This window comes from Thioclava atlantica (assembly GCF_000737065.1).
Taxonomy (GTDB): domain Bacteria; phylum Pseudomonadota; class Alphaproteobacteria; order Rhodobacterales; family Rhodobacteraceae; genus Thioclava; species Thioclava atlantica.
In genome coordinates, this window is the sequence record NZ_AQRC01000021.1 from 1 (window position 1) to 24,873 (window position 24,873).

Annotated in this window: 24 protein-coding genes and 1 pseudogene; 11 read left to right on the forward strand and 14 right to left on the reverse strand. The window is 64.2% G+C overall.

The window, feature by feature from the left end; translation table 11 throughout:
• Positions 1–423: 423 nt before the first annotated feature.
• The 9 genes from DW2_RS18000 to DW2_RS18040 form a co-directional block, all read right to left on the reverse strand.
• Complete coding sequence (locus DW2_RS18000) at positions 424–1,209, reverse strand: SDR family oxidoreductase (RefSeq protein WP_038148720.1); 786 nt, start codon at positions 1,207–1,209, stop codon at positions 424–426.
• A gap of 44 nt (positions 1,210–1,253) precedes the next feature.
• Complete coding sequence (locus DW2_RS18005) at positions 1,254–2,183, reverse strand: LysR family transcriptional regulator (RefSeq protein ID WP_038148722.1); 930 nt, start codon at positions 2,181–2,183, stop codon at positions 1,254–1,256.
• 20 nt (positions 2,184–2,203) lie between these two features.
• Complete coding sequence (locus tag DW2_RS18010; protein ID WP_038148723.1) at positions 2,204–3,505, reverse strand: TRAP transporter large permease; 1,302 nt, start codon at positions 3,503–3,505, stop codon at positions 2,204–2,206.
• 2 nt (positions 3,506–3,507) lie between these two features.
• Positions 3,508–4,053, reverse strand: coding sequence for a TRAP transporter small permease (locus DW2_RS18015; protein WP_038148724.1), 546 nt, complete (start codon positions 4,051–4,053; stop codon positions 3,508–3,510).
• A 58-nt stretch (positions 4,054–4,111) separates the two neighbouring features.
• On the reverse strand, positions 4,112–5,092 hold the full coding sequence (locus DW2_RS18020) for a TRAP transporter substrate-binding protein (protein WP_051856435.1): 981 nt from the start codon (positions 5,090–5,092) through the stop codon (positions 4,112–4,114).
• The gene (locus DW2_RS18025) at positions 5,089–5,841 is read right to left on the reverse strand and encodes a maleate cis-trans isomerase family protein (protein ID WP_051856439.1); all 753 of its coding nucleotides are present in this window, start codon (positions 5,839–5,841) and stop codon (positions 5,089–5,091) included. Before DW2_RS18025 ends, DW2_RS18020 begins: the two co-directional genes overlap by 4 nt.
• Before the next feature lie 118 nt (positions 5,842–5,959).
• Positions 5,960–7,240: a TRAP transporter large permease gene (locus tag DW2_RS18030; protein WP_038148725.1), complete on the reverse strand. Its 1,281-nt coding sequence runs from the start codon at positions 7,238–7,240 to the stop codon at positions 5,960–5,962.
• A gap of 29 nt (positions 7,241–7,269) precedes the next feature.
• Complete coding sequence (locus tag DW2_RS18035) at positions 7,270–7,833, reverse strand: TRAP transporter small permease (RefSeq protein ID WP_081875067.1); 564 nt, start codon at positions 7,831–7,833, stop codon at positions 7,270–7,272.
• Positions 7,834–7,885: 52 nt separating this feature from the next.
• Positions 7,886–8,887 (reverse strand): TRAP transporter substrate-binding protein, encoded by a 1,002-nt coding sequence (locus tag DW2_RS18040; protein WP_038148726.1) that lies wholly within the window; start codon positions 8,885–8,887, stop codon positions 7,886–7,888.
• Between the two features lie 278 nt (positions 8,888–9,165).
• On the opposite strand from DW2_RS18040, the gene DW2_RS18045 reads away from it, so the two are divergent.
• The 3 genes and pseudogenes from DW2_RS18045 to DW2_RS19540 form a co-directional block, all read left to right on the forward strand.
• A complete protein-coding gene (locus tag DW2_RS18045; protein ID WP_238321361.1) occupies positions 9,166–10,032 on the forward strand; it encodes a polysaccharide deacetylase family protein in 867 nt (288 codons plus the stop codon).
• A gap of 42 nt (positions 10,033–10,074) precedes the next feature.
• Positions 10,075–10,443, forward strand: coding sequence for a cupin domain-containing protein (locus DW2_RS18050; RefSeq protein WP_038148728.1), 369 nt, complete (start codon positions 10,075–10,077; stop codon positions 10,441–10,443).
• A gap of 157 nt (positions 10,444–10,600) precedes the next feature.
• Positions 10,601–11,502, forward strand: a pseudogene (locus DW2_RS19540) (DDE-type integrase/transposase/recombinase); the annotation flags it as partial.
• A gap of 390 nt (positions 11,503–11,892) precedes the next feature.
• Here DW2_RS19540 and hmpA read toward each other — a convergent pair.
• Complete coding sequence (gene hmpA / locus DW2_RS18060; protein WP_038148729.1) at positions 11,893–13,074, reverse strand: NO-inducible flavohemoprotein; 1,182 nt, start codon at positions 13,072–13,074, stop codon at positions 11,893–11,895.
• 131 nt (positions 13,075–13,205) lie between these two features.
• Here hmpA and DW2_RS18065 point away from each other — a divergent pair, with 131 nt between their 5' ends.
• The 3 genes from DW2_RS18065 to DW2_RS19545 all read left to right on the forward strand — a co-directional run bounded on the left by DW2_RS18065 (position 13,206) and on the right by DW2_RS19545 (position 15,751).
• On the forward strand, positions 13,206–13,631 hold the full coding sequence (locus DW2_RS18065; RefSeq protein WP_038148730.1) for an RrF2 family transcriptional regulator: 426 nt from the start codon (positions 13,206–13,208) through the stop codon (positions 13,629–13,631).
• Between the two features lie 56 nt (positions 13,632–13,687).
• Entirely contained in the window at positions 13,688–14,833 is a 1,146-nt protein-coding gene (locus DW2_RS18070) for an HPP family protein (protein ID WP_038148731.1), read from the forward strand.
• Between the two features lie 447 nt (positions 14,834–15,280).
• Positions 15,281–15,751 carry an outer membrane lipoprotein gene (locus DW2_RS19545; RefSeq protein ID WP_162178907.1) on the forward strand — a complete coding sequence of 157 codons (471 nt, stop codon included), beginning with the start codon at positions 15,281–15,283 and terminating at the stop codon, positions 15,749–15,751.
• 517 nt (positions 15,752–16,268) lie between these two features.
• On the opposite strand, the gene DW2_RS18080 is transcribed toward DW2_RS19545, so the two are convergent.
• Entirely contained in the window at positions 16,269–16,811 is a 543-nt protein-coding gene (locus tag DW2_RS18080) for a flavin reductase family protein (protein WP_038148737.1), read from the reverse strand.
• A gap of 365 nt (positions 16,812–17,176) precedes the next feature.
• Here DW2_RS18080 and DW2_RS18085 point away from each other — a divergent pair, with 365 nt between their 5' ends.
• Genes DW2_RS18085 through DW2_RS18105 form a run of 5 tightly spaced genes read left to right on the forward strand, consistent with a single transcriptional unit; the run spans position 17,177 to position 20,950 of the window.
• Complete coding sequence (locus DW2_RS18085) at positions 17,177–18,052, forward strand: STAS domain-containing protein (RefSeq protein ID WP_038148739.1); 876 nt, start codon at positions 17,177–17,179, stop codon at positions 18,050–18,052.
• A 1-nt stretch (position 18,053) separates the two neighbouring features.
• Positions 18,054–18,407 carry an STAS domain-containing protein gene (locus DW2_RS18090; protein ID WP_038148741.1) on the forward strand — a complete coding sequence of 118 codons (354 nt, stop codon included), beginning with the start codon at positions 18,054–18,056 and terminating at the stop codon, positions 18,405–18,407.
• Positions 18,379–18,819 carry an ATP-binding protein gene (locus DW2_RS18095; protein ID WP_081875070.1) on the forward strand — a complete coding sequence of 147 codons (441 nt, stop codon included), beginning with the start codon at positions 18,379–18,381 and terminating at the stop codon, positions 18,817–18,819. Before DW2_RS18090 ends, DW2_RS18095 begins: the two co-directional genes overlap by 29 nt.
• A complete protein-coding gene (locus tag DW2_RS18100) occupies positions 18,816–19,817 on the forward strand; it encodes an ATP-binding protein (protein ID WP_038148743.1) in 1,002 nt (333 codons plus the stop codon). Before DW2_RS18095 ends, DW2_RS18100 begins: the two co-directional genes overlap by 4 nt.
• Complete coding sequence (locus DW2_RS18105; RefSeq protein WP_051856442.1) at positions 19,814–20,950, forward strand: sensor histidine kinase; 1,137 nt, start codon at positions 19,814–19,816, stop codon at positions 20,948–20,950. Before DW2_RS18100 ends, DW2_RS18105 begins: the two co-directional genes overlap by 4 nt.
• 219 nt (positions 20,951–21,169) lie before the next feature.
• Here the strand turns inward: DW2_RS18105 and DW2_RS18110 are convergent, their stop codons facing one another.
• From DW2_RS18110 to denD, 3 genes are read right to left on the reverse strand one after another with little or no spacing between them, the layout of a single operon-like run.
• On the reverse strand, positions 21,170–22,948 hold the full coding sequence (locus tag DW2_RS18110) for an IlvD/Edd family dehydratase (RefSeq protein ID WP_038148744.1): 1,779 nt from the start codon (positions 22,946–22,948) through the stop codon (positions 21,170–21,172).
• A complete protein-coding gene (locus tag DW2_RS18115; RefSeq protein ID WP_038148746.1) occupies positions 22,945–23,850 on the reverse strand; it encodes an NAD(P)-dependent oxidoreductase in 906 nt (301 codons plus the stop codon). Before DW2_RS18115 ends, DW2_RS18110 begins: the two co-directional genes overlap by 4 nt.
• Positions 23,847–24,830, reverse strand: a complete 984-nt coding sequence (denD, locus tag DW2_RS18120) for a D-erythronate dehydrogenase (RefSeq protein ID WP_038148792.1) — start codon at positions 24,828–24,830, stop codon at positions 23,847–23,849. The genes DW2_RS18115 and denD overlap by 4 nt, the downstream gene beginning before the upstream one ends.
• Positions 24,831–24,873: the final 43 nt, after the last annotated feature.

A 24,873-nucleotide genomic window follows, 5' to 3' on the forward strand; every position in this document is an offset into this window, starting at 1 on the left:
CCCCCGCAACCAAAATATACATAGAAACTAAAGTGTAATGGCGCCCAAAGAGGCGCCTTTCGCATGTCCGCTAACCCGTGGATGCAAAAGGGGAGTCGCGAACAATGCGCAGCTCAGGCCGCCGCGTGAGCAACTGGATGAGACGACGATACTCGGGAGAGATGTTCGCCTATCAGTCGCTTGGAGGGGGCGTAGGAGTCCGATCAGTCGCCGGGTGCCCCCTGGGCTGCCGCGCGCGGGTAGCTGTCCCCACGCCGCCTGACCTGCTCCCCTGAAACGTTCTCGTCCTGGGATTAGCCTGTTCGCCAACTGCGGGCCTTGTCAGGCAGGGCGGGTCCCTGAACCACTTGAGAACGTGAACCCGGATTTAGCGCGGCTTCACGGTTAGCGCTCGCCCTGTTGGGCGAGCGCTTCGGGTCGCGATCAGATGCTTGCGATGTATCCCCCGTCGATCCGGATCTGGCTCCCCGTGATGTAGGAGGCGCGTTCCGACGCGAGGAAGGTGACCATATCGGCGTATTCCTCCGGGTCGCCATAGCGTCCCATCGGGATCGAGGCGAGGCTTTGCGCGCGGACATCCTCGACGCTGCGGCCTTCGCGCTCGGCTTTCTTTTCGTCGAGGAAGGTGATGCGCTTGGTCGCGATCCGGCCGGGCATCACGATATTGCTCGTGACGCCGTCTTTGCCCACTTCTCCTGCGAGGGTCTTGGACCAGCCGACCAGACCGAGCCGCAAGGCGTTCGACAGGCCGAGATTGGGGATCGGGGAGACGACGCCCGAGGAGGTCGACGTGATGATCCGGCCCCAGCCGCGTTCCCGCATCCCCGGCAAGACGCGATCGGTGATCGCCATCACCGAAACGACCATTGAATCGAAGAACTTGCGCCAGATGTCAGGGCTGTTGCCATTCACGGTTCCGGGCGGCGGGCCACCGGTGATCGCGACGAGAATGTCCACCGGGCCGATCTCGGTTTCGATCTTTGACACATGCGCGTCGATGTCGTCGATCTTGCCCAGGTCCCAGGCAAGGGAAATCGCCTTTCCGCCTGCGTCGATGATTGCCTTGGCGGTGGCATCCGCTGCGCCTTGATCAAGATCGGCGACCGCCAGCGCAGCGCCCTCGGCGGCCAAGCTGGTTGCGATGGCGCTGCCCAATCCACCCCCGGCGCCCAATACCAGGGCCACTTTTCCCTTCAGACCAAGATCCATCTTCACTCTCCTTTTCTGGATTTCGTAATTTTCGGCCAATGGCGTCAGCGTTCGCTTTGGATGACGTCGGCGAATATCTTGCAGATCGCGTCGCGAAACCATTTCTGTCCGGGGTCGCGGTCGCTTCGTGCATCCCATCGCAGGTCGACAGAGAACCCGACCTCGCTCATCGGCAATTCCCGCGCGACAAGCGCCGCGAGCCGGCTGTCGGCCTTGAGCCATTCGCTGGGAACGACGGCGACGAGGTCGGTCGTTTCGATGATCTGGGGTAGATCGAACCACGAGGGCACGGTCAGCACCTGACGCCGCTGCAACCCGCGCCGTGCAAGCGCATCGTCGATCAGGGTCGTGCCGATCGCCGCCGGCGAGATCCGGGCGTGACGCAGGCCGGCATAGCGTTCGACTGTCAGCTCCTCGCGCGCAGCAGGGTGTCCTTGCCGCATCACGACCAGAAAGCGGTCGTCGAGCAGGCGCCGTGTGCGGATCGCGGCCGACAGGCTCGCTTCCGGGGCGAACATGATCTGGACATCCGACAGCTTGCGGGTCGCATCGGCCCCGGTGCCGAAGGGGATCACATTGACAGAGATGCCGGGCGCGTCCCTTTCCAGTCGCTGGGCCAGGGGTGCGAGAACCATCCCCGAAACGTAATCCGCGATCTGCATGGTGAAGACCCGGTCGCTCTTGGAGGGATCGAACCGCTGCTGCATGTCGATGGCAGTGGATATGTGGTGAAGCCCCTCGCCGATCTCGAGCCCGACCTCCAGAGCGCGTTCGGTGGGTTCCAGCCCGTTCGGGGATCGGCGGAACAACTCGTCGTTGAACATGACCCGCAGCCGGGCGAGCGCATGACTGACCGCCGAGGGCGACAGCCCCACCGCCTCAGCGGCACCGGCAACCGATCCCTGCGACAGGATCGCCTGGAATATCACCAGAAGATTCAGGTCAAAGCGGCGCAAATTGGTCTGGTCGGGCATGGGCGGTCCTCGGCTATGGATTACGATCCGAGCATCGCGCCTGGCAGCCAGGTGGCAAGCCCCGGAAACACGACGAGAAGAAAGATCGCGACGAGCATCAGCAGAAAGAACGGAAAAGCGGCCCGCGCGATGCGCAGGATGTTCGCACCGGTCATTCCCTGGATGACGAAGAGGTTGAAGCCGACAGGCGGGGTGATTTGGCTCATTTCCACTGTTACGACCAGGTAAATTCCGAACCACAGCGGGTCGATGCCCGCGGCCTGCACCATCGGCAGAATAATCGCCGTCGTCAGGATGACGATCGAAACCCCGTCGAGAATGCAGCCCAGGAAAATGAAGACCAATGTGAGGGCCGCGATCAGAGCGGGGGCGTTCAGACCCATTTGCCCGATCCAAGAAGCGAGATTTGCGGGCAGGCCGATGAACCCCATCGCGGCGGTCAGAAAGCTGGCTGCCGCGACGATCAGGCCGATCATGCAATTCGTGCGCACGGCCCCGTAAAGGCCGTCCCGAAAGGTCGCCCAGGAAAGGTCGCCGGAAAGACCGACCACGATCAGGGACAAGAGAATGCCGACCGCCGCTGCATCGGTCGGGCTTGCCAGTCCGGCATAGATCGAGCCGATGACGCCGACGATCAGCATCACGACCGGGATCAGACGTCGCGACAGCACGAGTTTCTGCGCGAAGGGGATCGCGGGCTCGGGCGCGGGGACGAGGTTTTGCGAGAACGTGGCCCGGATCATCACATATCCCATGAACAGGGCGATCAGCATCAATCCCGGTACGACGCCCGCGATGAACAGCCGCGCAATCGACTGCTCGGCCGAGACGCCATAGACGATGAGGATGATCGAAGGCGGGATCAGCAGGCCCAAGGTGGCCGAACCCGCCAAGGTGCCGAAAATCAACGACTCGTCATAGCCGCGGCGTTTGAGCTCCGGCACTGACATTCGACCGACGGTCGCGCAGGTGGCCGCCGAGGACCCTGAAACAGCCGCAAAGACGCCGCAGCCGATGATGTTGACATGCACCAACCCGCCGGGCAGGCGACGCATCCAGGGGGCGAGCCCGTCGAACAGGTAGGCCGACAGGCGCGACCGCGTCAGGATTTCTCCCATCCATATGAAAAGGGGCAGCGCGGTGAGGGGGTAGGAGGCAGTCGAACTCCAGCCCGCGCTTGCCATCAGCTGGCCCATCGGCACATGCGTGAACAAGGTGACCGACAGCGCAGCTACAGCCAACAGCGCCAGCGAGACCCACAGGCCCATTGCCAACAGTCCCACAAGCGCGCCAAGCGTGACGATCGCGACAATCGCATCCATCGTTATTCGCCTCCGTAGCCGTCGGTTTCGCCCCAGGGCGGGGCGGCGTTGCGCAGAAAGGTCAGTGTGAGATCGGCCAGCGCGGCAGTCATGATCGCGAGACCCAAGACCATCGGCACCTGCGGGATCCACATCGGAACCGAAACCGTTCCCAGCGAGCGATCGCCGAATTGCCAGCTTTGCAGCCCCATCTCAGCGGCGCAGATCGTGAAGTAGCCGATCAGGATGCAAGCCGATGCGCTTGTCGTGATCTGCATCGCCCGTGCCAGCGGGGAGGGCATTACCCCCAGCACCAAGGTGACCCGGACATGGGCCCCCGCGCGCAACGCCCCCGCGATGCCGAGGAAGATCGAGCCCGCGAGGAGAAAGCCGCAAAATTCCGCATAAGCCGGGACCGAGAGCCCGGGTGCGGATTTGCCCAAGGTCTGGGCAAACCTGTCCACAAGGCCGAAGCCGACCTGCAGCAACATGATGACAAGGATCGCCACCACTTGTAGCGCTGCCAGAAATTCCGCCATCCGGTAGACCGCGTCGAGAAAGCGCCGCATCGAAGACCTCCTGTTAAGTGGTCGGGGCAGGGACCGATCCCCGCCCCGAGCCTTGGGCCTACTTGCCCATCGCCTTGAGGATGTCTTCGCCCTCCGAGCCGGCGCGTTGCTTCCACTCGGCCAACATCTCGGCGCCCACTTTCTTCAGCCCCTCGACCAGTTCGGGCGAAGCCTCGGCGACCGTCATCTGATGATCGGCAAGCGTCTTGGCCGCCTCGGCATTGTTCTGTTCGGAGAGTTGCCACCCGCGTTGCTCGGCCTGGGCCGCGGCCTGCATCAGCGCGTCCTGTTCCTCCTTGGTCAGAGCATCGAACATGCGGGCGTTGACCACCACGATGTTCTTCCCGAGGAAGGAATTGACCTTCGTGTAGCGCTTGACGAAATCCCATGCCGAGATCGACACCCCGGTCGATGCCGAGGTGATCAGGGCGTCGACCCGGCCTGTCGCGAAGGCTTGCGGGATGTCGGGCACTTCGACCTGAGTGGGCACCGCGCCGGTGAGCTGGGCAAGCCGGTCGGTCGTGGCATTGTATGTGCGCAGCTTGAGGCCGCGCAGGTTCTCGACCGTGTCGAGCGGGGTGTTCGAATAGAGACCGTTGGTCGGCCACGGCACCGCGAACAAAACCTTGAGATTCTGCTGGGCCAGTTTCTCCTCGATGACCGGGCGCGAGGCCTCCCACATCTGTTTCGCCTCGGCATAGCCATCGACGACGAAGGGCAGCAGGTCCAGTTCATAGATCGGACTTTCATTGGCCAGCCGGCCCAACAGAAACTCGCCGATCGGCACGGTGCCGTTGCGCACCGCATTCTTGATCTCGGGGTGGGGGATCAGCGAGTTGCCGGTGTGGACCGAGATCGTGAACTTTCCATCCGTGGCCTGTTCGACGTCCTTGGCGAACTGCAAGATGTTCTGTTCATGGAAGTTCGCTTCGGGATAGGGCGTCGCCATGTCCCAGCTCTGGGCGGTGGCGGCGCTGGCAAGCACGCAAGTACTGGCCGCTGCGGCCGCGAGGGCCATTCGGATCGGTTCGAGTTTCATTTCTTTCCTCCCTGGTGTTTTTGCCCGTCCTCCACGGGCATTTGCATCAATTTCCCAAAGCCGGGGCGCGCCTGTGCGGCGCCGGTGCGGCGCAAGGCGAGCCAGGCGAGGGCCTGATTGCTGGTCAGAACCGGCCGCTTCAGAGCTTCCTCGAGCGGCGCGATGATGTCGTGGGTGCGAATGGCGGTGCAGCTGAGCACATAGGCATCGGCCCGGTCGTCCTGGGCGGAAAGGCACATCTCCTGCCAACGCTGCTCGGGCTCCTGCGCCATCTCCCAGTTTCCGTTGATATCCGCGCCGAGCGCGGCCAGGACCTCGATCCCGTGCCATTCGAAGAACGCGGTTTCGCGGGCGACGACCGCGTCGATATATGGCGTGACCAGAACGATCCGCCGGGCCTTCAGCGCGCGCAGCCCTTCGAGAAGCGCGGAGCCGGTGGTGATCGTGGGGATGCCCGTTTCGCTTTCGATGCTTTCGGCGATCTCCCTGTCAGATCCAGGGTGGCGGGTCGAAACGGCCGTGCAGTTGAATGCGATCAGGTCGGGCCGGGTATCGGCCACGAGCGATGCGGCTTGCGAAAGGTCTGCGAGCATCCCGTCGAGATCCGCATCGCTGCTTCCGGTAAGGCGCAGCCGGGTCACATGCAGTCCGATCGTCGGGGGCAACATGTCGTGGATCTGGCCTTCGGCCAGTATGTTGCCCGAGGGCAGGATCAAACCGATCCGCACAGAGGGGGTGGTGTCGCTCATCTCGCCTCCCATTCCCGCGCATCGCGGGAAAGCTCGGATCGAGCCTAGGCGGAGGCCATGCTGCACCAAAGCGAATAACAATCAGTCGCAGATGCACGCGGTGCATGCTTCGGGACGCTCAGTGCAGCACGGATTGCAGGAACAAGGTGACCGGTGGCACGAAGGCGGTTGCCAGAAGGACGAGCACCATCACCCCGAGCATTGGGAGCATGGCGCGGGCTATCGCGCCGATCGGCTGTTTGCTGATCGCCGCGCCTACGAACAGCGCGTAGCCGAAGGGCGGGGTCGCCATGCCCATGGTGAAATTGATCGTTACCATCGCGCCGAACTGGATCGGATCGATCCCTAGCTGGTTCCCGATCGGGATCAGCAGACTCGACAGGATGATCATCGCTGCGAGGTTGTCCATCAGGCAGCCGATGACAAGCAGGACCAGGTTGAGCATCAGGATGAAGATCACCGGGTGATCGGCGAATTGCGAGAGCGCACCGGTCAGCTTCGCGGGAAGCTGTTCGAATGCGATGAGCCAGCCAAAGCCGTTGGCCGCGGCGATGATGAACATCACCATCGTCATCGTGCGAATTGACACGCGGCTGACACTGATGATCGTGGGCAGGGTCAATTCGCGATAGGCGAAACGGCCGACAAGCAAGGCAAAGACCACCGCGACCACCGCGGCTTCGGTCGGGGTGACGATCCCGCCATAGATCCCTCCCAGGACGAAAACGGGGCCGAGCAGCGCCCATTTCCCCTCGTTGATGGCTTCGCGGCGTTCGCGCCAGCTTGCGGGCGCTTGCACCGGAATGGCATTGCGCCGGGCATGGGACCAGCTGATCACCATCAAGCCGACCGCCAGCAGCAAACCCGGGACGACGCCGGCCATGAAGAGGCGGCTGATCGATTGTTCGGACATCACGCCCCAGATGACGAGGGGGATCGACGGCGGAATGAGCGGCCCGATGATGCCCCCCGATACCGCGAGCGCCGCTGCGAAGGGACGCGAATAGCCGCGTTTCTCCATCTCGGGGATCATGATCGTGCCGATCGCCGCGGTCGTCGCCGGGGCGGATCCCGAGATGGCGGCGAAGAACGCGGCAGCCAGCACCATGACCATGCCCAGCCCGCCGGTCCGGTGACGCACCAACACATCTGCGACATTGACGAGCCTTCGCGAAATACCGCCCTTTGTCATCAGATCGCCGGCCAGGACAAAGAACGGAATCGCGAGCAGGCTGAATGATTGCGTCGATGCGATGAAACGCTGCGCGAGCACGACCATGTCGATATGCGCCAGATAAAGGGCGAGCGCGCTGGATAGCCCCAGGGCAAGGGCGAGGGGGACCCGCGCGATCACCAGCGCGAGTGTCCCGAAGACAAGGGCATAGCCGATACCGCTCATTCGATCGTCCTCTTCGCGCGTTCTCGAGGTCAGTTCCGGGCTTCGGCGCCGGAAAGGGGTGGGGAGGCATGAGGCTCGTCCCCGGGGTCAATGCCGGGATCGGGGGCCGCGTCGTCATGCGCACGCGGAGAGATCAGAGCCGCGATCGCATGCAGAACGATGAGCCCCCCGGCGATCGGCGCCGACAGATAGAGGATGTCGATGGGCGCTTGCAGTGCGGCGGTGCGTTGTCCGTGAGTGCGCAACACGTAGGACCAGCCCGACCAGAACAGGAGGCCGCCGAAGGTCAAAACGAGGACTTGCACGATCCGGTCGGAAACGGCGCGTATACGTTCGAACCGCTCGGGAAGCAAATCGACCGCCACCTGCGACCCTTCGCGCAGCCCGACCGACCCGTAAAGCAGAACCACCCAGCAGAACAGGATGATGGCGAGTTCCTCGGTCCAGCTCGGAGGAGCGCCGAGCAGATAGCGCATGGCGATCTGCAAGCTGAGCAATCCCAGCATCACGAAGATCAGCAGCACGCAGAGTCTGGATGTCAGCCTGGCGATCCGGTCGCTCAGCCATCTGATGGCAGCGGCGATGCGGCTCATCTGCTCCTCCCCTTTGAGAGCCCGGCGCCCCGGAGGGCGCCGGACCAACTCGTCAGTTTTCCTGAGCGACCGCTTCTTCGGCTTCTTTCAGCAGGTCCGGGCCAATCGAATTGGCGAATTGCCCGTAGACACCTTTCACCTTCTCACGGAAGGCGGCAAGGTCGGGAACGTCGTTGATCTGCATCCCCTCCGCTGCGAGCTGCTCGCGAACCGAGGTTTCGTTCGCGGCGACGGTCTTGCGTTCCTCGAGCACGGCGGTGTGGCCCGCCTCACGAATGGCGGCTTGAACGTCGGCGGGCAAACGGTCGAAGGTCGTTTTCGAGATCAGCAGATGGACGGCCGAATAGGTGTGCCGGGTCATCGAGGCGTATTTCACCACTTCGGGGAACTTGTTCGCCTGAACAACCGATAGCGGGATCTCGAGCCCGTCGATCGTGCCTTGCTGAACGGCGGTATAGACCTCGCCCCAGGCCATCGGCACAGGGCTGCCGCCAAGCGAATTGAACATGTCAATGAAGACCGGGTTCTGCATGGTGCGGAACTTGACGCCCTCGACATCCGAGGGCTTCTCGATCGGATGGTCATTGTTGATCATGTTGCGAAACCCGCCTTCGGCCGCGCCGAGCGACACCACGCCTCGCTTTTCGAGATTGGCCGCCAGCTTCTCGCCGACCGGGCCGTCGAGCACCTTGTGCGCCTGATCCGCGCTGGAAAACAGGAACGGCAGGTCGAGCAGCTGGTAGCTTGGCTCCACCGTGGCCACGACGGCATTGGTGATGACGCCCATGTCGATCGTGCCGAACTGCATGTTTTCCAGCACATCCTTCTCGTCGCCGAGTTGCCGGTTGGGAAACAGCGCGACAGTGACCTTGCCGGGCATCGCGGCCTCGATCGCATCCTTGAAGGCATGTGCGGTGATTGCGTAGGGGTCGTTCGGGCTATCGGCGCTCAGCCAGGCCAGCTTGAGCTCGACGCTCTGAGCCTGCGCTCCGCCGGTCAGAGCGGTCATCGCAAGTGTGGTCGCGGCAACGAGGCCGCTCAAGGTCCGTTTCATAATGTCTCCTCCCTTTCGCCAATGCGCTCCAAGCACGATTTCCGGGCTCGGACATTGTCGATGTCTGTTGAGGTTTGCACAGCCTGGCCCGGGGGCGTTAGCCGTTTTTACCTGAAGGCAGTGCAAAATGTTCATGTCAAAATGAAACTGATGCATGTGCATGCCGTCCCTAGATGATGCACGCCATGCAGTGCGCCCTGCCGCATATGAAATGTGATGCAGTGCGGCGGGGCGCTATCAACTCATCATGAGATCGCCGCAAGCTAGGGAGAAACCTGATGCCCCGAGATATCGTTCAACCTGAAATCATCGAAGCGCCCGAGGGCTTCCGCTGGCCGGGAGATCGGCACGTGGCGGTCGTATTCAACATTGCCTACGAGGTCTGGTCCGAGGGGGCCACGTCGGGCGTCGGGCCGATGGGCAATCCTCTTCCGGTCGGTGTCTTCGATCCGAATGCCGATAGCTACGGGAATTACGGCGCGCAGGCGGGTATCAAGCGCCTCGTGAAGGAGCTCGGGAAATCGGAGATTTCGGCCAACATCTTCACCTCTGGAGCGATCGCGGAACGCGATCCCGACCAATTGCGCGCGGTGATCGAGGCGGGGCATGAGATCGTCGCCCACGGCTACGCCCAGGATCTGATCCCGGCCAAGTTGAGCGCCGAAGATGATGCCCGCTACATTGCCCGCACCACGGAGTTGCTGAGCGGTGCGCTGGGGCGGCATCCGAAAGGGTGGATCAGTCCGCGCGCGACAGCGGGGCACGATACGATGCGCCGCCTGATTGGCGCCGGGTATCAATGGCAAGGGGACATGCTCGATCGCGATCTGCCTTATCTGCAACGCTATCCCGAAGGCGAGTTGGTCTCGATCCCGTTGACAATCGACTTCAACGACCTGTCGCATTCGATGCGCTTCGGGCGGACCCCGCGTGAGTTCGTGGAAGTGTTCGACGACGCGCTGGAGCATATGCTGGCAAATCGCGACGATACCGTGATCATCGACGTCCTCGTGCATTGCCATTGCTACGGTCGCCCTGCCGGGGCCTGGGCCTATTCGGAAATCGCGAAGAAATGCGCCGGCCGCGACGATATCTGGGTCACCACGCGCGGTCAGATCGCCGAGCATTTTCGCGAGAGCCTGTGAGCGCGCACAGCTCGCTACAGAAACATCACAAGGGAGATGAGAATGTTGATTGACTGGACTGCCCTGCCCACGGTGGGCGGAATGCGCGCGGGTTCGGACCGGCAAGGAATTTGCGGCGACAAGATCTCGGCCGTCCGTGTCGTGACCGACCCCGGCGCACATTTCGATGGCAAGACCCATTGGCACGAAAACGAACAGCTCCTCGTGATGGTCGAGGGGATGGTGAAGCTCACGATCGACGGCCGCGAGATGGAAGCCCATCCCGGCGACCTGGTGTTTTTCCCCGCCGGGTCGCGCCATGCCGCGATCGGCGTGGGGCCGGACGGGGCTGTCTATTACGAAATCTTCGCCCCGGCACGGCCCGACCAGCTTCCGGGCTGGGTAGGGAGTTCCGTCCTGCGTTTCGACTAGCGGCAGCGCTGATTGCCGGAGCATCATACCGGCAGCGAACTCGCGGCGAAGAGGAAGGCGTCGGGGCGCCTGTCGGATGGGTTGCCGTTCGATGCCTCGAGTGAATGACGCCGTTTTTCGTGGACGCCTTCCTAGCTCGTTTCGAGGCAAGAAGGCCATGAAGCGCAGCGACAAGTTCAGCGACGATTTCAGCCGAGATGGGGTCGCGCAGATCACGCGGCGGGGTCGCCCGGTCAGCGACGTTTCGGAGCGGCTCGGGGTCGGCCAGTATTTCCTCGGTGCTTGGAAGAAGAACGTCGCGAAGGCTTCCTCGGGCGGTACGGAGAAGGATGCGGAGATCCGGCGTCTGGAGCGCGAGCTGCTGAGGGTGGCGAAGGAGCGCGACATCCCGAAAAGGCGACCGCGTGTTTCGGCAGGATGCGAAGCGAGACAGGCGTTCGTGGCCGGGCATCGCGGGCAGCTCTGCATGCGGGCGATGTGCCGCTGCCTTCAGATCCGGCCGAGCGGATCCTCCGCGTGGCTCGAGGCGCCGCTGCACAAGCGGGCGCAAGAGGAGCGGCGGCAGACCGCGATGCGGAAGGAGGCCCGGACAGAAAGCGCCCGGGTCTCTGATCAGCGCAATCTGCACGACGACCTGCTCGAACCGGGCGAAAGCAACTGCCTGAACCGCGTTGCACGCCCCACCAGCCTGAGCGCGCATCAAGGCACAGACCGACGAAAGGCGTCGCCCCGGAAAGCATGGGGAAATGCCGGCGGTCTTGGTCAACGACGCTCTGGAGCGGTCGTTCGATGTCGACGCGCCGGACAGGGCCTGGGTGACCGACATCACCTACATCCGCACGCAGGAGGGCCTCGCGTAACTGGCCGTCGTCATCGAGCTTTTCTCGCGCCGCGTAGCGCGGTTGTCCATGCGAGCCGCCAGTCGACCGACGGGGCCTTTCAGGCGCAGCGCTTCGCCACATAGCGGAGAAAACCAAAGGAGACGGTCTGATCCATTCGGACCGGGGCGGCCAGTTCACCAGCATGGACTGGGCCGCGTTCCTTCGGGCACGTCATCTGTAACCCTCCATGAGCCCGCGCCGAGGTCATGTGGCGTGTACTCCATGCGTTGTACCTCGGGCGCCCTAGATCTACCGCAAGACGGGCAACCTGCGCGCTGTTCAGCTCCTGCGCGGCAACTCGGGATGGACAGCGCGGTCCTTTCTTTCGGGGGCGAGTTGAAATCTGACGCTCGACTGTCTCCAGGCTCGTATTCGTGTCGCGCCACTCTTCGCCCTCATCCGTGTTTTGCGGTGTTCAGCTTGTGCGCGGAGCCAGGGCAGGTCTTGCCCTCGGCAAAGCGGCGCAGGCCCCTTCCGCGCCGGGGATGCGTCGCACCACATGGCGTTCGGGCGGCCAGTAATCTGGCCGCCCGTCATCGCAATGAGTACCTCTTCGGCGCCGCGCGCGTCAGCCTATCTGTGCAGCGGCCGGGCCGAAGAACTCGTGATGGATGCGCGCGTCGGGCACGTTCGCGGCCTTCAGGCCCGCCACCATTTCCTTCATGAAACCGACCGGACCGCAGACGAAGTAATCCGCCTTCGCGGGATCGGTGATCTCCACCAGCCAATTCGGGTCGATCCGTCCGGCGCGAACCCCGTCGCGCAGATCTCCCTCGGCGGGGTCTTCGTAGAAGACATGGCTTTCGCTGGCCCGCACCCTGGGCGCATCGCGCATCGCGTGATGCTCCCCGTCGCGGGTGGCATGGACATAGACGATCCGCAGATCTCCGCCGCCATAGCTTTCCAGCATCGAGATCATCGGGGTGAGGCCGACGCCGCCCGACAGCAGCACCACTTCATGCTTGTCGGCGGGGTCGAGGAAGAATTCGCCAGCCGGCGCGGCGACGTCGACCTCGGCGCCGACCTCGACATCGTCGTGCAGCCAGTTGGAGATCCGTCCACCCGGTTCGCGCTTCACGGTGATCCGGTAGCTTTCGCCGTCAGGCGCCGAGGAGATCGAATAGTTGCGGCGGTATTCCTCGCTCTCTGCGGGGGTGAAGCGGAAGCTCAGATACTGCCCGGGGCGGTGCCGCAGGACGGAGCCGCCATCGACGGGGCGCAGGGTGAAGGACATGATCTCGGGCGTTTCCGGCGTCTTTGCCGTGACCTTGAAGCGCCGCCAGCCGCGCCAGCCGCCGTCCTGTGCCTCGGAGCCGGCGTAGATCTCCTCTTCGCGCGCGATCAGCGTGTCGGCGAGGAACCAGTAGGCCTCGCCCCAGGCTGCGAGGATCTCGGGGGTCGCGGCTTCCCCCAGCACCTCCGAGACGGCACCCAGCAGGGCGTTCGCGACATGGGGATAGTGTTGGGGGAGGATCTGCAGGCCCGCGTGCTTCTGTGCAATCCGCTCCAGCGCCTCGGCCAATACGCCGGGGTTGCGGATGTGGGTGGCATAGGCCACCAGGGCACCCGCAAGCGCCTTGTGCTGTGGCGAATTGCCATGCTGGTGTGACATGTTGAAGAGTGCGCGGATCTCGGAATCGGCCAAGAGCCTCCTGTACATGCAGGGCACGATCTGGTCGACATTCGCGGCCACGACCGGCGCGGTCGCCTCGATGATGGCAAGGGTTTCTTCGGTGAGTGGCTTGGCCATGGGTGCCTCCTGGTATAAAAGATGCCGACGAAACGTACCTATAGGCGCCGAAGTTAAGATGCCAATCACAGGTATGTTTGTTGCCTGCGACATTGCGTCCTGCCATCGGATGGTCACGGAAAGGAACAGGAATGCGGCTGAACGACACGACCGACGTGGCGCTGCGCGTCATGATCTACGCCGCTTCGGTCAGCGAGCGGCGCTTTACCATCGACCAAATCGTCGACGCTTACGGCGTGCCGCGAAGCACGGTGATGAAGGTCGTGAACGCCCTGACCCGGGGAGGTTTCCTGACTGCGCAGCGGGGCCGGGCAGGGGGCCTTCACATTGCGGCCCCCCCGCAAAAGATCGGCGTGGGCGCGATCGTACGGCACATGGAGACCGACTTCGGTATCGTCGAGTGCATGCGATCTGGGAACGCGTGCACGATCACCCGTTGCTGCCGCCTGATTTCGCCCCTTACCGACGCACGCAACGCTTTCCTTGCCACGCTCGACAAGTATTCGGTGGCGGATATCGCTATCGCCCCGGCCGAGTTCGGCCTGCCGCCGGCGTGACAGGCGCCCGACCCGCCACCTCCCGCGTCCCAGGGCAACATCAGAGACCAAACGCCGTGCATTTCCTTCGCTCCCTGGGACCCGCTGTCGCCCATGCCTCGCCGGTCGAAGCGCTTCGTGCAGGTGTCGGGGCCCTTGTCGGGCTGGGCGTCACCGGCCTCTTCGTGCTCTCCCCGGCGGTGGACCTTCACCTCGGGCTCTATCTTGTCGCGCCGTTCGGCGCGTCGTCGGTGCTGCTTTTCGCGGTGCCGAACAGTCCGCTCGCCCAGCCTTGGTCGGCGGTGGTCGGCAACGTCGTGGCCGCGTTGGTCGGTGTCGCGGTCAGTCTGGCGATCGCGGATCCGGTTTTGCGGATCTCACTGGCGGTGGCCCTTGCGCTTTCCCTCACGATCCTCTGCCGCGCGGTGCATCCCCCGGCTGGCGCAGTGGCGATGACTGCGGCGATGAGCCCCGACGCCGTGCGTCACCTCGGCTTCTGGTTCGCGCTGTCCCCGATCGCGACAGGGACGGTTTCGCTGGTGCTGATCGCGGCGCTCTATGCTCGGTTGACGGGGCGGCGCTATCCGTTCCGACTGTTCGACGAGCCAAACAGCCATGGAACCCGGGATGCGGCGCCCGTCGAGCGGCTGGGCCTCTCCGAGGCGGAATTGACGGACATCCTTGAACGCTATCGGCAATCCTTCAACCTCGGGACCGAGGATCTGGCCCGGCTGATCGGCGCCGCGGAGCTGCAGGCGGCAGCGCATCGGGTGGGCCCGGTGACGGCCGCCGACATCATGTCGCGCAATCTCGTCACGGTCGAGCGCGACACCAGCCTCTCCGTGGTGGCCGACCTGTTCGGGCGGCACCGCTTCACCTCGTTGCCGGTGACGGGTAACGACGGGCGCCTTCTCGGCGTGATCTTCCAGATCCACCTGATCTGTCGCGCCGGCGACCAGACGAAGCTTGCGCGCCGGCTGTTCGGCGGGAGTCTCGGCCGGCTGCTCGATCGCCGGAGCGAGGGGGCCCTGAGCGCGGGCAAGATCATGTCCGTAGCGGTCCCACGAGCCACGGGCGATATGCCGCTGGCCGCGCTACTGCCGATGATGGCGGATGGCGAAGTTGACGCGGTTCCGGTGCTGGAGGACGAGCGGATTGTCGGCATCGTGACGCGGACTGATCTGATCGCGGCGCTCGCGCGCGAGGTCAACCGGGGCACCTGAGAAAAGGGCCGGTGTCGCCCCCGGGCACTCCAGCCGTCAGCCGAGCTATCCCGGACCTTGGCGCGCCAGGCGCACAGGGCCCGGAATTCGGGCACAACAAGCGGCGTCCTGTCATCGAAGCCGATGCGCTGGCGAAACCAAGCCGTCCGCTCGTGACGTGCCGTGATCGGTCGGGCTCGTTTTGTCCGGGCCTGCAGGGGGGGGCGTGATTTCCGTGATTTCAGGCTCGATCAGCAAGTTTGGCAGCCCCGCTTGTCTGCGCTGTCATAGTTTTCCGAGTGGTCGCAAGGACATTTTCGGCAGTCGGCAAGGAGCACATCTTCGACGTGCGCCCTGCGATCGGCCGGCTTGTCCGAAATCAAAGCGAGACTGCCCGAACCGTCGCAACATTGCTCACATGTCCGGATGTGGAATGCATCCGGCGCGATCGATCTATGGAGGTTCTCAATGCGTTTCCTTCTCCTACTGCCAGCGCTGCTGGCCGTATCCGCCTGTTACCCGACACCGGGGCCGTATTCAGGCAGCCCCGGTCCCGGGCCAGGACCGGCTCCTTACCCATCCTATCGTGCCGAGAGCATCGAATACGGCCGTATCGTTTCCGTGCAGCCGGTTACGATGCGGCGGACCAGTGACGGGGATCGGATCGTCGGCACGGTCGCCGGCGGGCTGGTCGGTGCCGTGATCGGGCGCCAGTTCGGGTCCGGCACCGGCAAGGACCTGATGACAGGAGCCGGCGCGATCACGGGGGCTATCGTAGGCAGCAACATTGCCAGCCAAGGAAGCACATACACGTCTTCGGCTTGGACGGTGAGGCTCGACAATGGCGGTTCGATCACCGTCATTCAGGTCTCGAACACGTTCCGGGTCGGGGACAGGGTGAGCGTTGTGCGAAGCGGCGATCAAGTCTACCTGCGATAGGGCTGAAGCCGGCGGTCCGGGGCGCGATACCCCGGACCGCCAAGCAGCATGAGGGTTACGGTTGCCATCTCATTTTTGAACCGCGCCCTTCGTAACGGCTGCCGGGTTATGGACGGAAATCATTCACGGGAGCGCTCTCTCTCGTGTTTTGGCAATCCTTTGAGGGCCGCGGAATATCGAGGCGCGAGAGGAGCCACATTCCGGTTGGCGACCGGAATTCTTTGCGGCCACCATCGTTGTTGACTGAATGTCGGTCGCACCACAGGCGCTATGCGCAAAGTCTCCAACCTTGGAACGGCGGTTTCCTGAGCGTTGCAGGCCACCACGCCAAGTGCAGCGCGCGACCGCTTCCCGCGCTTTGTAAGCCCGAACGTTGTGAATTATGTGCCATTCCAGTCGGCACCAGTGCCTTCTTGGCTTTGAACGCGTAGCGATCGACCCCCACAATACGCACCGGGCGTGCCACGCGTGGCGCAAGCGTCGTCTGTGTCGGAAGACCGGGCAGGGCCGGAGCCGCCTATAGCCCAGCTGGCAGTTTGGCGTGCATCGCCTCGCTTCGGTCAAACCGTTCGCCGTCGGCAGTGAAGGTCCCGTCTCCCACGGCATGAAGCAGCCTCCTATCCGCCCGGTCGGCGTCGATATGGGCCGCGATCCCCTGGAGCAGCACGAGGTTCAGCCGCTCGACAACCTCGTCGACGCGGCATTCGATATTGGCAAGGCATTCCTTGATCAGCGGTGCCCCGACATGGCGCGCCTCAAGGGGAGTGAGGCCGAACCGCTCGAATTTGTCGGTATCTGCGCCGGAGCACGTTCCGATGCCGACGACTGTGTCGATCATTCCGGCGGTCGGGATGGCGAGGACGCACTCGCGTCTGCCGCTCAGCGCGATCCAGGAGTGGTTCCACGGCCCGGTGGTGAGCGCGAACTCGGCATCGAAGCCGCGGACCATCGTCCAGGTGATGGTCATGATGTTGGGCCTTGTCCCGTCATGGGTCGTCACCAGGACCACCGGCCCGGGCTCGATCAATGTGAAGGCGCGGGTGAGCGCAAAGGGCTCCATGATGATCCTCCTTCGGTCGGCGGAGAGCTTAAGCGCATTAGAGACTTTTCCGAACCGGGAATGCTTCGCCGCCATGAACGAATATCAGCTTCGATAGTCTGCATCTCCGCAGAGCCGTGTCACGACCATTGCGGCTTTGGGCTGGCAACTGACCGTGTCGCCTCGGGGGGAGGGACGAAACTCACGCAAGTGACGCCAATATGTAAAATCATTCATTTTGAAGCTCTTAGAGGCTGCTTATTGGTTTTCCAGACGCGGATTACGCGAAGTAACCTTTCGCGGGGGCGATCGGACCCGGAGTGCGCCGTTGACTATGGTGTCTGGTGATGGCTTAGCTTTGACTTGATCAACAAGTGAGGCCACGGATGCCGCATTCCTCGACCGTCAATATTCTGCACATTCTCGAAACCGATTTCTCGATGATCGTCGAGGAGTGGCTCGGCACCCAGGTGCATGAAGGGGTCAAGCGCTCGGATTTGTTCTCGGACGCCGAGAGCAGGGCGCAAAATGCCGAGCTTCTCAAAAGCTTCGCGAAGGGCGTGCGCAACGCTGCGGTCGATGGTGACTTCGACCTGGAGGACGCGGCCTGGGAAGATCTGCGCGCGGTTCTGGCGGATGTTACGAAGGAGCGGGTGAAGCGCGGTGTGACCCCGACCGAGATGGCCACTTTCGTGCTGGCCCTCAAGGCACCGCTTTTCGGGCGGCTCGAAGCGCGACTGAACGACGACCCGGCATCGCTGATCCGCGAGGTTCTGCTGGTCACGCGCCTGGTCGACGCCTTCGCGATCTACACCAACGAGGTCTTCATCGCGGAGCGCGAGCAGGTCATCGAGCGCCAGCGCGAGGAGATGCTGGAACTCTCGACGCCGGTGGTCGAGCTGTGGGACCGGGTCCTGACCCTGCCCCTGATCGGGACGCTGGACAGTGCGCGCGCTCAGGAGGTGATGGAAAACCTCTTGCAGACCATCCTCGAGCGGCAGGCCGAGGTGGTCATCGTCGATATCACAGGTGTCAGTACGGTCGATACGCAAGTCGCCCAGCACTTGCTTCGGGCCGCGGCCGCGGTCCGCCTGATGGGGGCCGAATGCATCATTTCGGGCATCAGCCCGATGATCGCACAGACCATGGTGCAGCTCGGCATCGATGTGGGAACCGTTTCGACCCGATCGAGCATCCGCACGGCGCTTGCCGATGCGCTGAAGACGGTCGGCTATTCCATTCAGAAGAACCGGGATTCCTGAGGTGTCCGGCATCACCTCGATACATCTTGTCGAGAATGCGCTGCTGGTGTCGATCCATGACGATGTCACCGACACCGAGATCATCGACCTTCAGGACACGCTGTCGCATCGGATCTCCGAGGAAAACGTGCGTGGGGTCGTCTTGGATATCAGCGCGCTCGAGATCGTCGACACTTTCGTCGGACGGGTGATCGCGCAGCTTGCCGGGATATCGCGCCTGCTGGACGCCGAGACCTATGTGGTCGGAATGCGTCCTGCGGTAGCGGTGACACTGGTCGAATTGGGGATGTATCTGCCCGAGACCAAGACCGCGCTGAGCCTCACCCATGCACTTTCGCAGTTGCGGCGTGCCTAATGCGCCCGACACCTCCCCTCTCACGGTGCTTGCGCGTCTTTCCCTGAAGACGAGCCGGGATGTGGTCGCCGCGCGCCAGACCGTGGCCCGAGAGATGAAGGCGCGTGGAACCTCGACGATCCGTGTGACCCGTTTCGCCACAGCGGTCAGCGAGATCGCGCGGAATGCAATCGTCCACGGGGACGGCGGTGAGATTTCCATTTGTATTGACGCCCGCAAGGAATATCTCCTTGTCGAGTGCCGCGACCGGGGGCGCGGGATCGGGGATGTCGAGCAGGCGATGATCGAAGGTTTTACCACAGCGGGCGGTTTGGGACGGGGCCTCGGCGGGGCGCGTCGTCTGTCGCATGGATTCGAAATCGTCACCGCGCCCGGCGAAGGCACCCTGGTCAGGATGAGCGCCAAATTATGAAGCGCTGGATCGAGATCAACGACCGCAGCGCTGTGGCAGCGCTCCGTCGCCTCGCCCGGCGATATGCGACGCAGATCCGCTTGTCGGACCGGCGGATGGAAGAGCTGGCCATCGCCGTCACCGAGGCCGCGACCAACATCTTGCGGTATGCCGGGCAAGGGCGAGCGTTGATCGAGGTCGTGCGCAAGCCGGGCGTCGAGAAGCTGGTATTGCTCTTTACCGACAGGGGGCCCGGCATCGGCGACATGGACCGGATGTTTCAGGACGGCGAAAGCTCGTCCGATTCCGCTGGGCTGGGCCTGGGCGCCATCCAGCGGTTGTCCGACAGTTTCGATGTCTTCAGCTCGTCCGAAGACGGTACCACCATCGTCTTCACCTTCGACGCCTCCAACGCGCCTCCCTCGACCATGATCGAGGTGGAGGGGCTGCGCGTGTGCCACCCGGCCGAGGAGGTCTGTGGCGATGACTGGATGTTGCGGCAGACGCGGCGTTCGACCGATATTCTGCTCTGCGACGGGCTGGGCCACGGCGCCCGCGCTGCCGAAGCCGCGGCGGACGTGATCGGCGCCGCGCGCGAGGTCCCGGCGGATCCGGGGCAAACGATCGACGCCCTGACCGGCAGCCTCGTCGGCACCCGGGGCGCGGTCGCCTCGATGGTCCGGATCGAGGAGCCGGAAATGAAGCTCTCCTATGCCGGTCTTGGAAACATCTCGACGATCTGCATCGGCGCCCATGGCACCAAGCGGCTTGCGGTCCGGGACGGGAGGATCGGAGGTGCGCAGACCCGCGGCTTCGAGGAAGAGATGGTGCTTGCGCCCGGCGACATGATCATCATGCATAGCGACGGGCTGAAGACGCTGCGCGACAGAGACTTCCGGCCCGGCCTTCTGCACCGGAGCCCGCTTCTTATCGCGGGCTTCTTGCTGGAACGGTCATTTCGGGGGCGCGACGATGCGAGTATCGTCGTGGTGCGGGTAAAAAGTGAGCGGGTGACATGAAAGCGGCACGACTGACGACCGTTCGGCTGGACCATAGCGCGGATATCGTCCGCCTCAGAGAAGTCGCGCTCGCCCTGACCTCCGTGTTGAAATTCGGTGCCTTCGAACGCACCCGCGCCGTCACGGCGGTGGTCGAGCTGGGCCGAAATGCGATCGAACACGGGCGCAAGGGGCGGGCGAGTTTCTCGCTGACCGAGGTGAAGGGGCGTCCGGCACTCGGGGTCTCCGTGCTCGACCAGGGGCGCGGAATACCCCCTGATCGGCTCGAGGGAGACGAGGCGGTGACGTCGGCCAACGGTCTCGGGCTGGGGCTGCGCGGCGTCCAGCGGATCGCCGAGAGGTTCCATGTCGAAACCGGAAGCGAAGGCACCAAGATCGACGTCACCTTCCGCTCCTCGGTGCCGATGATCAGCAGCGCCACGCTGGTTCAGGAAGCGATTGACGCGTTGCTCCAGCTTCAGGCGACGGACCCTGCCGCGGCCCTGACCGAGCAGAACCGCGAGCTGATGGAAACGCTCGCGGATCGCGACCTTCTGATGAAGGAATTGCACCACCGCACCGGCAACAATCTCGCGCTGATCGTGGCCCTCATCCGGATGAGCAAGTCCCATTCCGCGAAGGGAGAGACGCGCGAAGTTCTCAGCGAACTGGAGACGCGGGTCGCGGCGCTGGCAAAAGCGCATGAGCTGATGCAGCGTGCGACAACTGCCGGCACGGTGAGAGCAGCCGAGCTGTTGCAGGAGGTCGCCGCGAATGCGGAACGTGCCTTCAGCGCCCCGGATCTCAGGGTCACGATTTCCGTGAACGCAGCGCCGATGGAGCTGGACGGCAAGCTTGCCGTCGATATCGGTCTGATCGTCGGCGAACTCATCACGAATGCCTACAAGCATGCCTTCAAGGGGCGAACCGAAGGTACGATCACGGTGACCTTGTCCACGTCACCCCAGCAGGGCTTGGTCCTGGAAGTGGTCGATGACGGCACGGGCCTCGCCCCCGGAGCGGATCGCCCGGAGCGGTCGAACTCGCTCGGCTGGCAATTGATCCGGACGCTCAGCTTTCAAAACAACGCCACTTTGACGGTGAACGGCGAGAGCGGGCTCGCCGTCCAGATCAATTTCGCGCCTCCCAAGTAAAGGCCCAAGAGGAGACCCGGCGAAGCTCATCGGGGGGCTTCCTTCCGCCATGCGGCTGACGGCTGGCGCGGCGTGTTCTGGTGACGGCCGTCGCGGCACCGTCCGCGCCGTATGCCGGGTGACCTGTCGCGGGGTTCTTCCTAGACGAGGACTTAGAGACCGACCCGATTCCTTGGTGCGGATTTGGACCACCCGGCAACTCGGTGCCGGGTGAGCCGATCAGTGATTGTGGCGCGGCAGGCGCGCTGCGAGGCGATGGAACTCCTCTGCGCCACGGATCGTCGCGCCATCCGCCATCTGGGTCACCGTTTCGCGGTAGATCTTCTGCCAGGGCGTGGCCGAGGCCGGGATCGGCGGCAGCCCTTCCGTCTTTCGCTGCGCTATCTCGGTCTCGGGGACCAGCATGTCGCAGCGTCCGGTATTGAGGTCGATCCGTATCCGGTCGCCGCTGCGCAGCCAGGCCAGCCCGCCGCCCGCCGCGCTCTCCGGCGAGGCATTGAGGATCGAGGGGCTGTCGGCCGTCCCCGATTGCCGGCCGTCGCCGATCGTCGGTAGGCTGGTGATGCCGCGCTTCAGCAGCCGGTCGGGCGGTTGCATGTTCACCACCTCGGCGGAGCCCGGCCAGCCCAGCGGCCCGGCCCCCCGGATCACCAGGATCGAGCGCTCGTCGATCCCGAGCGCGGGATCGTTGATCCTGGCGTGATAATCCTCCGAGCCGTCGAAGACGAAAGCAGTGCCCTCGAAAATGCCCTCGCGCCCCGGCTCGCAAAGATAGCGGTCGCGGAACTCTGCCGAAATCACCGAGGTCTTCATGATCGCGAAATCGAACAGGTTGCCCGAGAGCACGAAGAAACCGGCGCGTTCCATCAACGGCGCGTGGTAGGGGAAGATCACCTCGCGGTCGGAGCTTTCGCACCCGTCGAGATTGGCGACCATCGTCTGCCCCGTGACCGTCGGACAGCTGCCCTCGATCTGGCCCGCCTGCAGCAATTCCCACATGATGGCGGGCACGCCGCCAGCGCGGTGGAACCGCTCGCCAAGGTATTTCCCGGCGGGCTGGACATTGGCCAGGAGCGGGATGTCGTAACCATGTGTCTGCCAGTCGCCCGGTTCTAGCGCCACGCCCGCATGTTTCGCCATCGCCATGATATGCGGCTGCGCGTTGGTCGAGCCGCCGATTGCGGCATTCACCTTGATCGCGTTCAGGAAAGCGGCGCGGGTGAGGATATCCGAGGGGCGCAGATCCTCATGCACCAGTTCCACCGCGCGCCGTCCGGTCCGATAGGCCATCTGGCCGCGCGCGCGGTAGGCTGCGGGGATCGCCGCACAGCCGGTCAGCGACATGCCTAGAGCCTCGGCAATCGCGTTCATCGTCGAAGCCGTGCCCATCGTGTTGCAGTGGCCGATCGAGGGAGCACTGTCGAGCGCGGTCTCGAGGAATTCGTCTCGGGTGATCTCGCCGGCCGCGTATTTCCGGCGCGAGCGCCAGATCACCGTGCCCGAACCGACCAGCTCGCCCTCGTGCCAGCCGTCGAGCATCGGCCCCCCCGAGAGCACGATCGCTGGCAGATCGACGGTGGCGGCCGCCATCAGAGCCGAGGGCGTGGTCTTGTCGCAGCCGGTGGTCAGCACGACCCCGTCGAACGGGTAGCCATAGAGCAATTCCACCAGCCCCAGATAGGCGAGGTTGCGGTCAAGAGCGGCTGTCGGGCGCTTGCAATTCTCGAAGAGCGTGTGGGTCGGGAATTCGATCGGGATGCCGCCGGCATCGCGGATCCCGTCGCGCACCCGCTTTGCCAGCTCGAGATGGTGGCGGTTGCAGGGGTTGAGGTCGCTGCCCGATTGGGCGATGCCGATGATCGGCTTGCCCGAGCGCAGTTCCTCGGGGGTGGTGCCGTAATTCATGAACCGCTCGAGATAGAGCGCGGTCATGTCGGCGTGGTCGGGGTTGTCGAACCAGTCCTGTGAGCGCAGGCGGTCTCGGCGCGTCTTGGTCATTGGTCTTCCTTCTTGCCGGTGGCGTGGGAATTGAGCGTCTCGAGATGCAAGAGCAGCGCGGAATGATCGGTGTCGCCATGGCCTGCAGCGACGAGGGACTCGAATTCGGCCAGCACAACCTGCGACAACGGGAGCTCGAGGGTGCTGGCGCGGGCGAGCGCTTCCACCGCGCGCAGGTCTTTCAGCTGCAACCGCGACGGGCCGCCGGGGCTGAAATCGCGTTCGATCATGCGCGCGCCATGCAAGTCCAGGACGCGGCTCTCGGCAAAGCCGCCGCGGATCGCGTTGCGGAATTTCGCCGGGTCCGCACCGCCGGCTTCGACCAGCACCATCGCTTCGGCGACAGCGCCGATGGTGATCGCCACGATCTGCTGGTTCGCGAGCTTGCAGACCTGTCCCGCCCCTGCTGGGCCGACATGGGTCAGTCTGCCGAGCGGTGCGATCACCGGAGCGACGCGCGCGATAGCCTCGGTCGGACCTCCCGCCATCAGAGCGAGCGTTCCGGCCTCGGCCCCGGCGGTGCCACCGGAGACCGGGCAATCGATATGCGCGACCTGTCGTTCAGCGAGCCGCTGCGCGTGATCGCGCGCCATGTCGGGTGCGATCGAGGAGGTGTCGACCAGTATCGCGCCGGGGGCGAGAGCCTCTGCGGCACCTTGCGAGAACAGCACGTCGCGCACCGCGGTTCCGTCCGAGAGCATCGTGAATACGATTTCGGCACCGTGCACCGCCTCGGCGGGGCTGGCGGCAAGTGCCGCGCCTTCAGCGACCAGCGGGAGTGCCTTTTCGCGCGCGCGGTTCCAGACGGTGACGGGGAAGCCGGCGCCGAGCAGGCGCCGCACCATCGGCGCCCCCATCAGCCCGGCGCCGAGAAAGGCGATCTGCGGTGAGGACCCGGTCACAGAGATCCTCCCAGCTCGTCCTCGATATGGACGCGGATGATCTCGTCGAAACTGTCCTCCGCGGTGAAGCCCAGTGCGCGAGCGCGACTTGCGTCGAAGCCCGCGGCCCAGCCCTCGCACATCTGGGTGATCAAGGCATCGGGCTCACGTCGGATCAGCGCCACGGCGGCGTCGCCTGCAACGCGCCGCAGCGCCTCGATCTGCTCGCCGACCGTCGCACTTAGCCCCGGCATCGAGAGGTTGCGCCGCGGTCCGACCGCCGCAAGATCGAGGGTCGCGGCATGGAGCATGAAGCCGACGGCCGAGCGCGGCGAGGTGTGCCAGTGGCGAATGCTCTCGGGCACCGGCAGCACGGCTTCCTGATCGACCAGCGGCTCGCGCAGGATGCTCGAGAAGAAACCCGAGGCCGCAGCATTGGGTTTGCCCGGGCGGATGCAGACGGTGGGCAGCCGGATTCCGATCCCGTCGAAGAAACCGTGGCGCGAATAGTCCGACAGCAGCAATTCACAGATTGCCTTCTGTGTGCCGTAGCTGGTCAGAGGCGTGGTGTGGAACTCGTCCGGGATCGGGAAGGGCAGGGGAGCGCCCACCACCGCGATCGAGGAGGCGAAGACCACCCGCGGGCGATAGCCGTCGGTTTCGTGGGCGCGGCGGATCGCCTCGAACAGGGCGCGCGTGCCGTCGAGGTTGATCCGGTAGCCCTTTTCGAAATCCTTCTCGGCCTCGCCCGAGACGATCGCCGCGAGGTGGAAGATCACGTCCGGCCGCCCCGCGACCAGATCCTCCGCTGTGCCCGGCTCGGACAGGTCGGCCTGAACACAGTGTGCAGTGCCGGAGAAGCCTTCGGGGGGCGCAGGCTCGACCACGTCGGCGAGCGTCAACTCGGTCACCGCATGCGCGCCAAGCTTCTCCTGCCCGGCCAGACGCTGCGTGAGTTTGCGGCCGATCATTCCAGCAGCCCCGATGATGAGTGTATGCATCGCGCCTTCCTCCATTCAAAAACCTCGCATCCCCCGTCTCTCG

Bases quoted from the DNA above. Each gene is read 5' to 3' on its own strand.
- DW2_RS18000 (WP_038148720.1), bottom strand. From the start codon at position 1,209: ATGGATCTTGGTCTGAAGGGAAAAGTGGCCCTGGTATTGGGCGCCGGG.
- DW2_RS18005 (WP_038148722.1), bottom strand. From the start codon at position 2,183: ATGCCCGACCAGACCAATTTGCGCCGCTTTGACCTGAATCTTCTGGTG.
- DW2_RS18010 (WP_038148723.1), bottom strand. From the start codon at position 3,505: ATGGATGCGATTGTCGCGATCGTCACGCTTGGCGCGCTTGTGGGACTG.
- DW2_RS18015 (WP_038148724.1), bottom strand. From the start codon at position 4,053: ATGCGGCGCTTTCTCGACGCGGTCTACCGGATGGCGGAATTTCTGGCA.
- DW2_RS18020 (WP_051856435.1), bottom strand. From the start codon at position 5,092: ATGAAACTCGAACCGATCCGAATGGCCCTCGCGGCCGCAGCGGCCAGT.
- DW2_RS18025 (WP_051856439.1), bottom strand. From the start codon at position 5,841: ATGAGCGACACCACCCCCTCTGTGCGGATCGGTTTGATCCTGCCCTCG.
- DW2_RS18030 (WP_038148725.1), bottom strand. From the start codon at position 7,240: ATGAGCGGTATCGGCTATGCCCTTGTCTTCGGGACACTCGCGCTGGTG.
- DW2_RS18035 (WP_081875067.1), bottom strand. From the start codon at position 7,833: ATGAGCCGCATCGCCGCTGCCATCAGATGGCTGAGCGACCGGATCGCC.
- DW2_RS18040 (WP_038148726.1), bottom strand. From the start codon at position 8,887: ATGAAACGGACCTTGAGCGGCCTCGTTGCCGCGACCACACTTGCGATG.
- DW2_RS18045 (WP_238321361.1), top strand. From the start codon at position 9,166: ATGCCCCGAGATATCGTTCAACCTGAAATCATCGAAGCGCCCGAGGGC.
- DW2_RS18050 (WP_038148728.1), top strand. From the start codon at position 10,075: ATGTTGATTGACTGGACTGCCCTGCCCACGGTGGGCGGAATGCGCGCG.
- hmpA (WP_038148729.1), bottom strand. From the start codon at position 13,074: ATGGCCAAGCCACTCACCGAAGAAACCCTTGCCATCATCGAGGCGACC.
- DW2_RS18065 (WP_038148730.1), top strand. From the start codon at position 13,206: ATGCGGCTGAACGACACGACCGACGTGGCGCTGCGCGTCATGATCTAC.
- DW2_RS19545 (WP_162178907.1), top strand. From the start codon at position 15,281: ATGCGTTTCCTTCTCCTACTGCCAGCGCTGCTGGCCGTATCCGCCTGT.
- DW2_RS18080 (WP_038148737.1), bottom strand. From the start codon at position 16,811: ATGGAGCCCTTTGCGCTCACCCGCGCCTTCACATTGATCGAGCCCGGG.
- DW2_RS18085 (WP_038148739.1), top strand. From the start codon at position 17,177: ATGCCGCATTCCTCGACCGTCAATATTCTGCACATTCTCGAAACCGAT.
- DW2_RS18095 (WP_081875070.1), top strand. From the start codon at position 18,379: ATGCACTTTCGCAGTTGCGGCGTGCCTAATGCGCCCGACACCTCCCCT.
- DW2_RS18100 (WP_038148743.1), top strand. From the start codon at position 18,816: ATGAAGCGCTGGATCGAGATCAACGACCGCAGCGCTGTGGCAGCGCTC.
- DW2_RS18105 (WP_051856442.1), top strand. From the start codon at position 19,814: ATGAAAGCGGCACGACTGACGACCGTTCGGCTGGACCATAGCGCGGAT.
- DW2_RS18110 (WP_038148744.1), bottom strand. From the start codon at position 22,948: ATGACCAAGACGCGCCGAGACCGCCTGCGCTCACAGGACTGGTTCGAC.
- denD (WP_038148792.1), bottom strand. From the start codon at position 24,830: ATGCATACACTCATCATCGGGGCTGCTGGAATGATCGGCCGCAAACTC.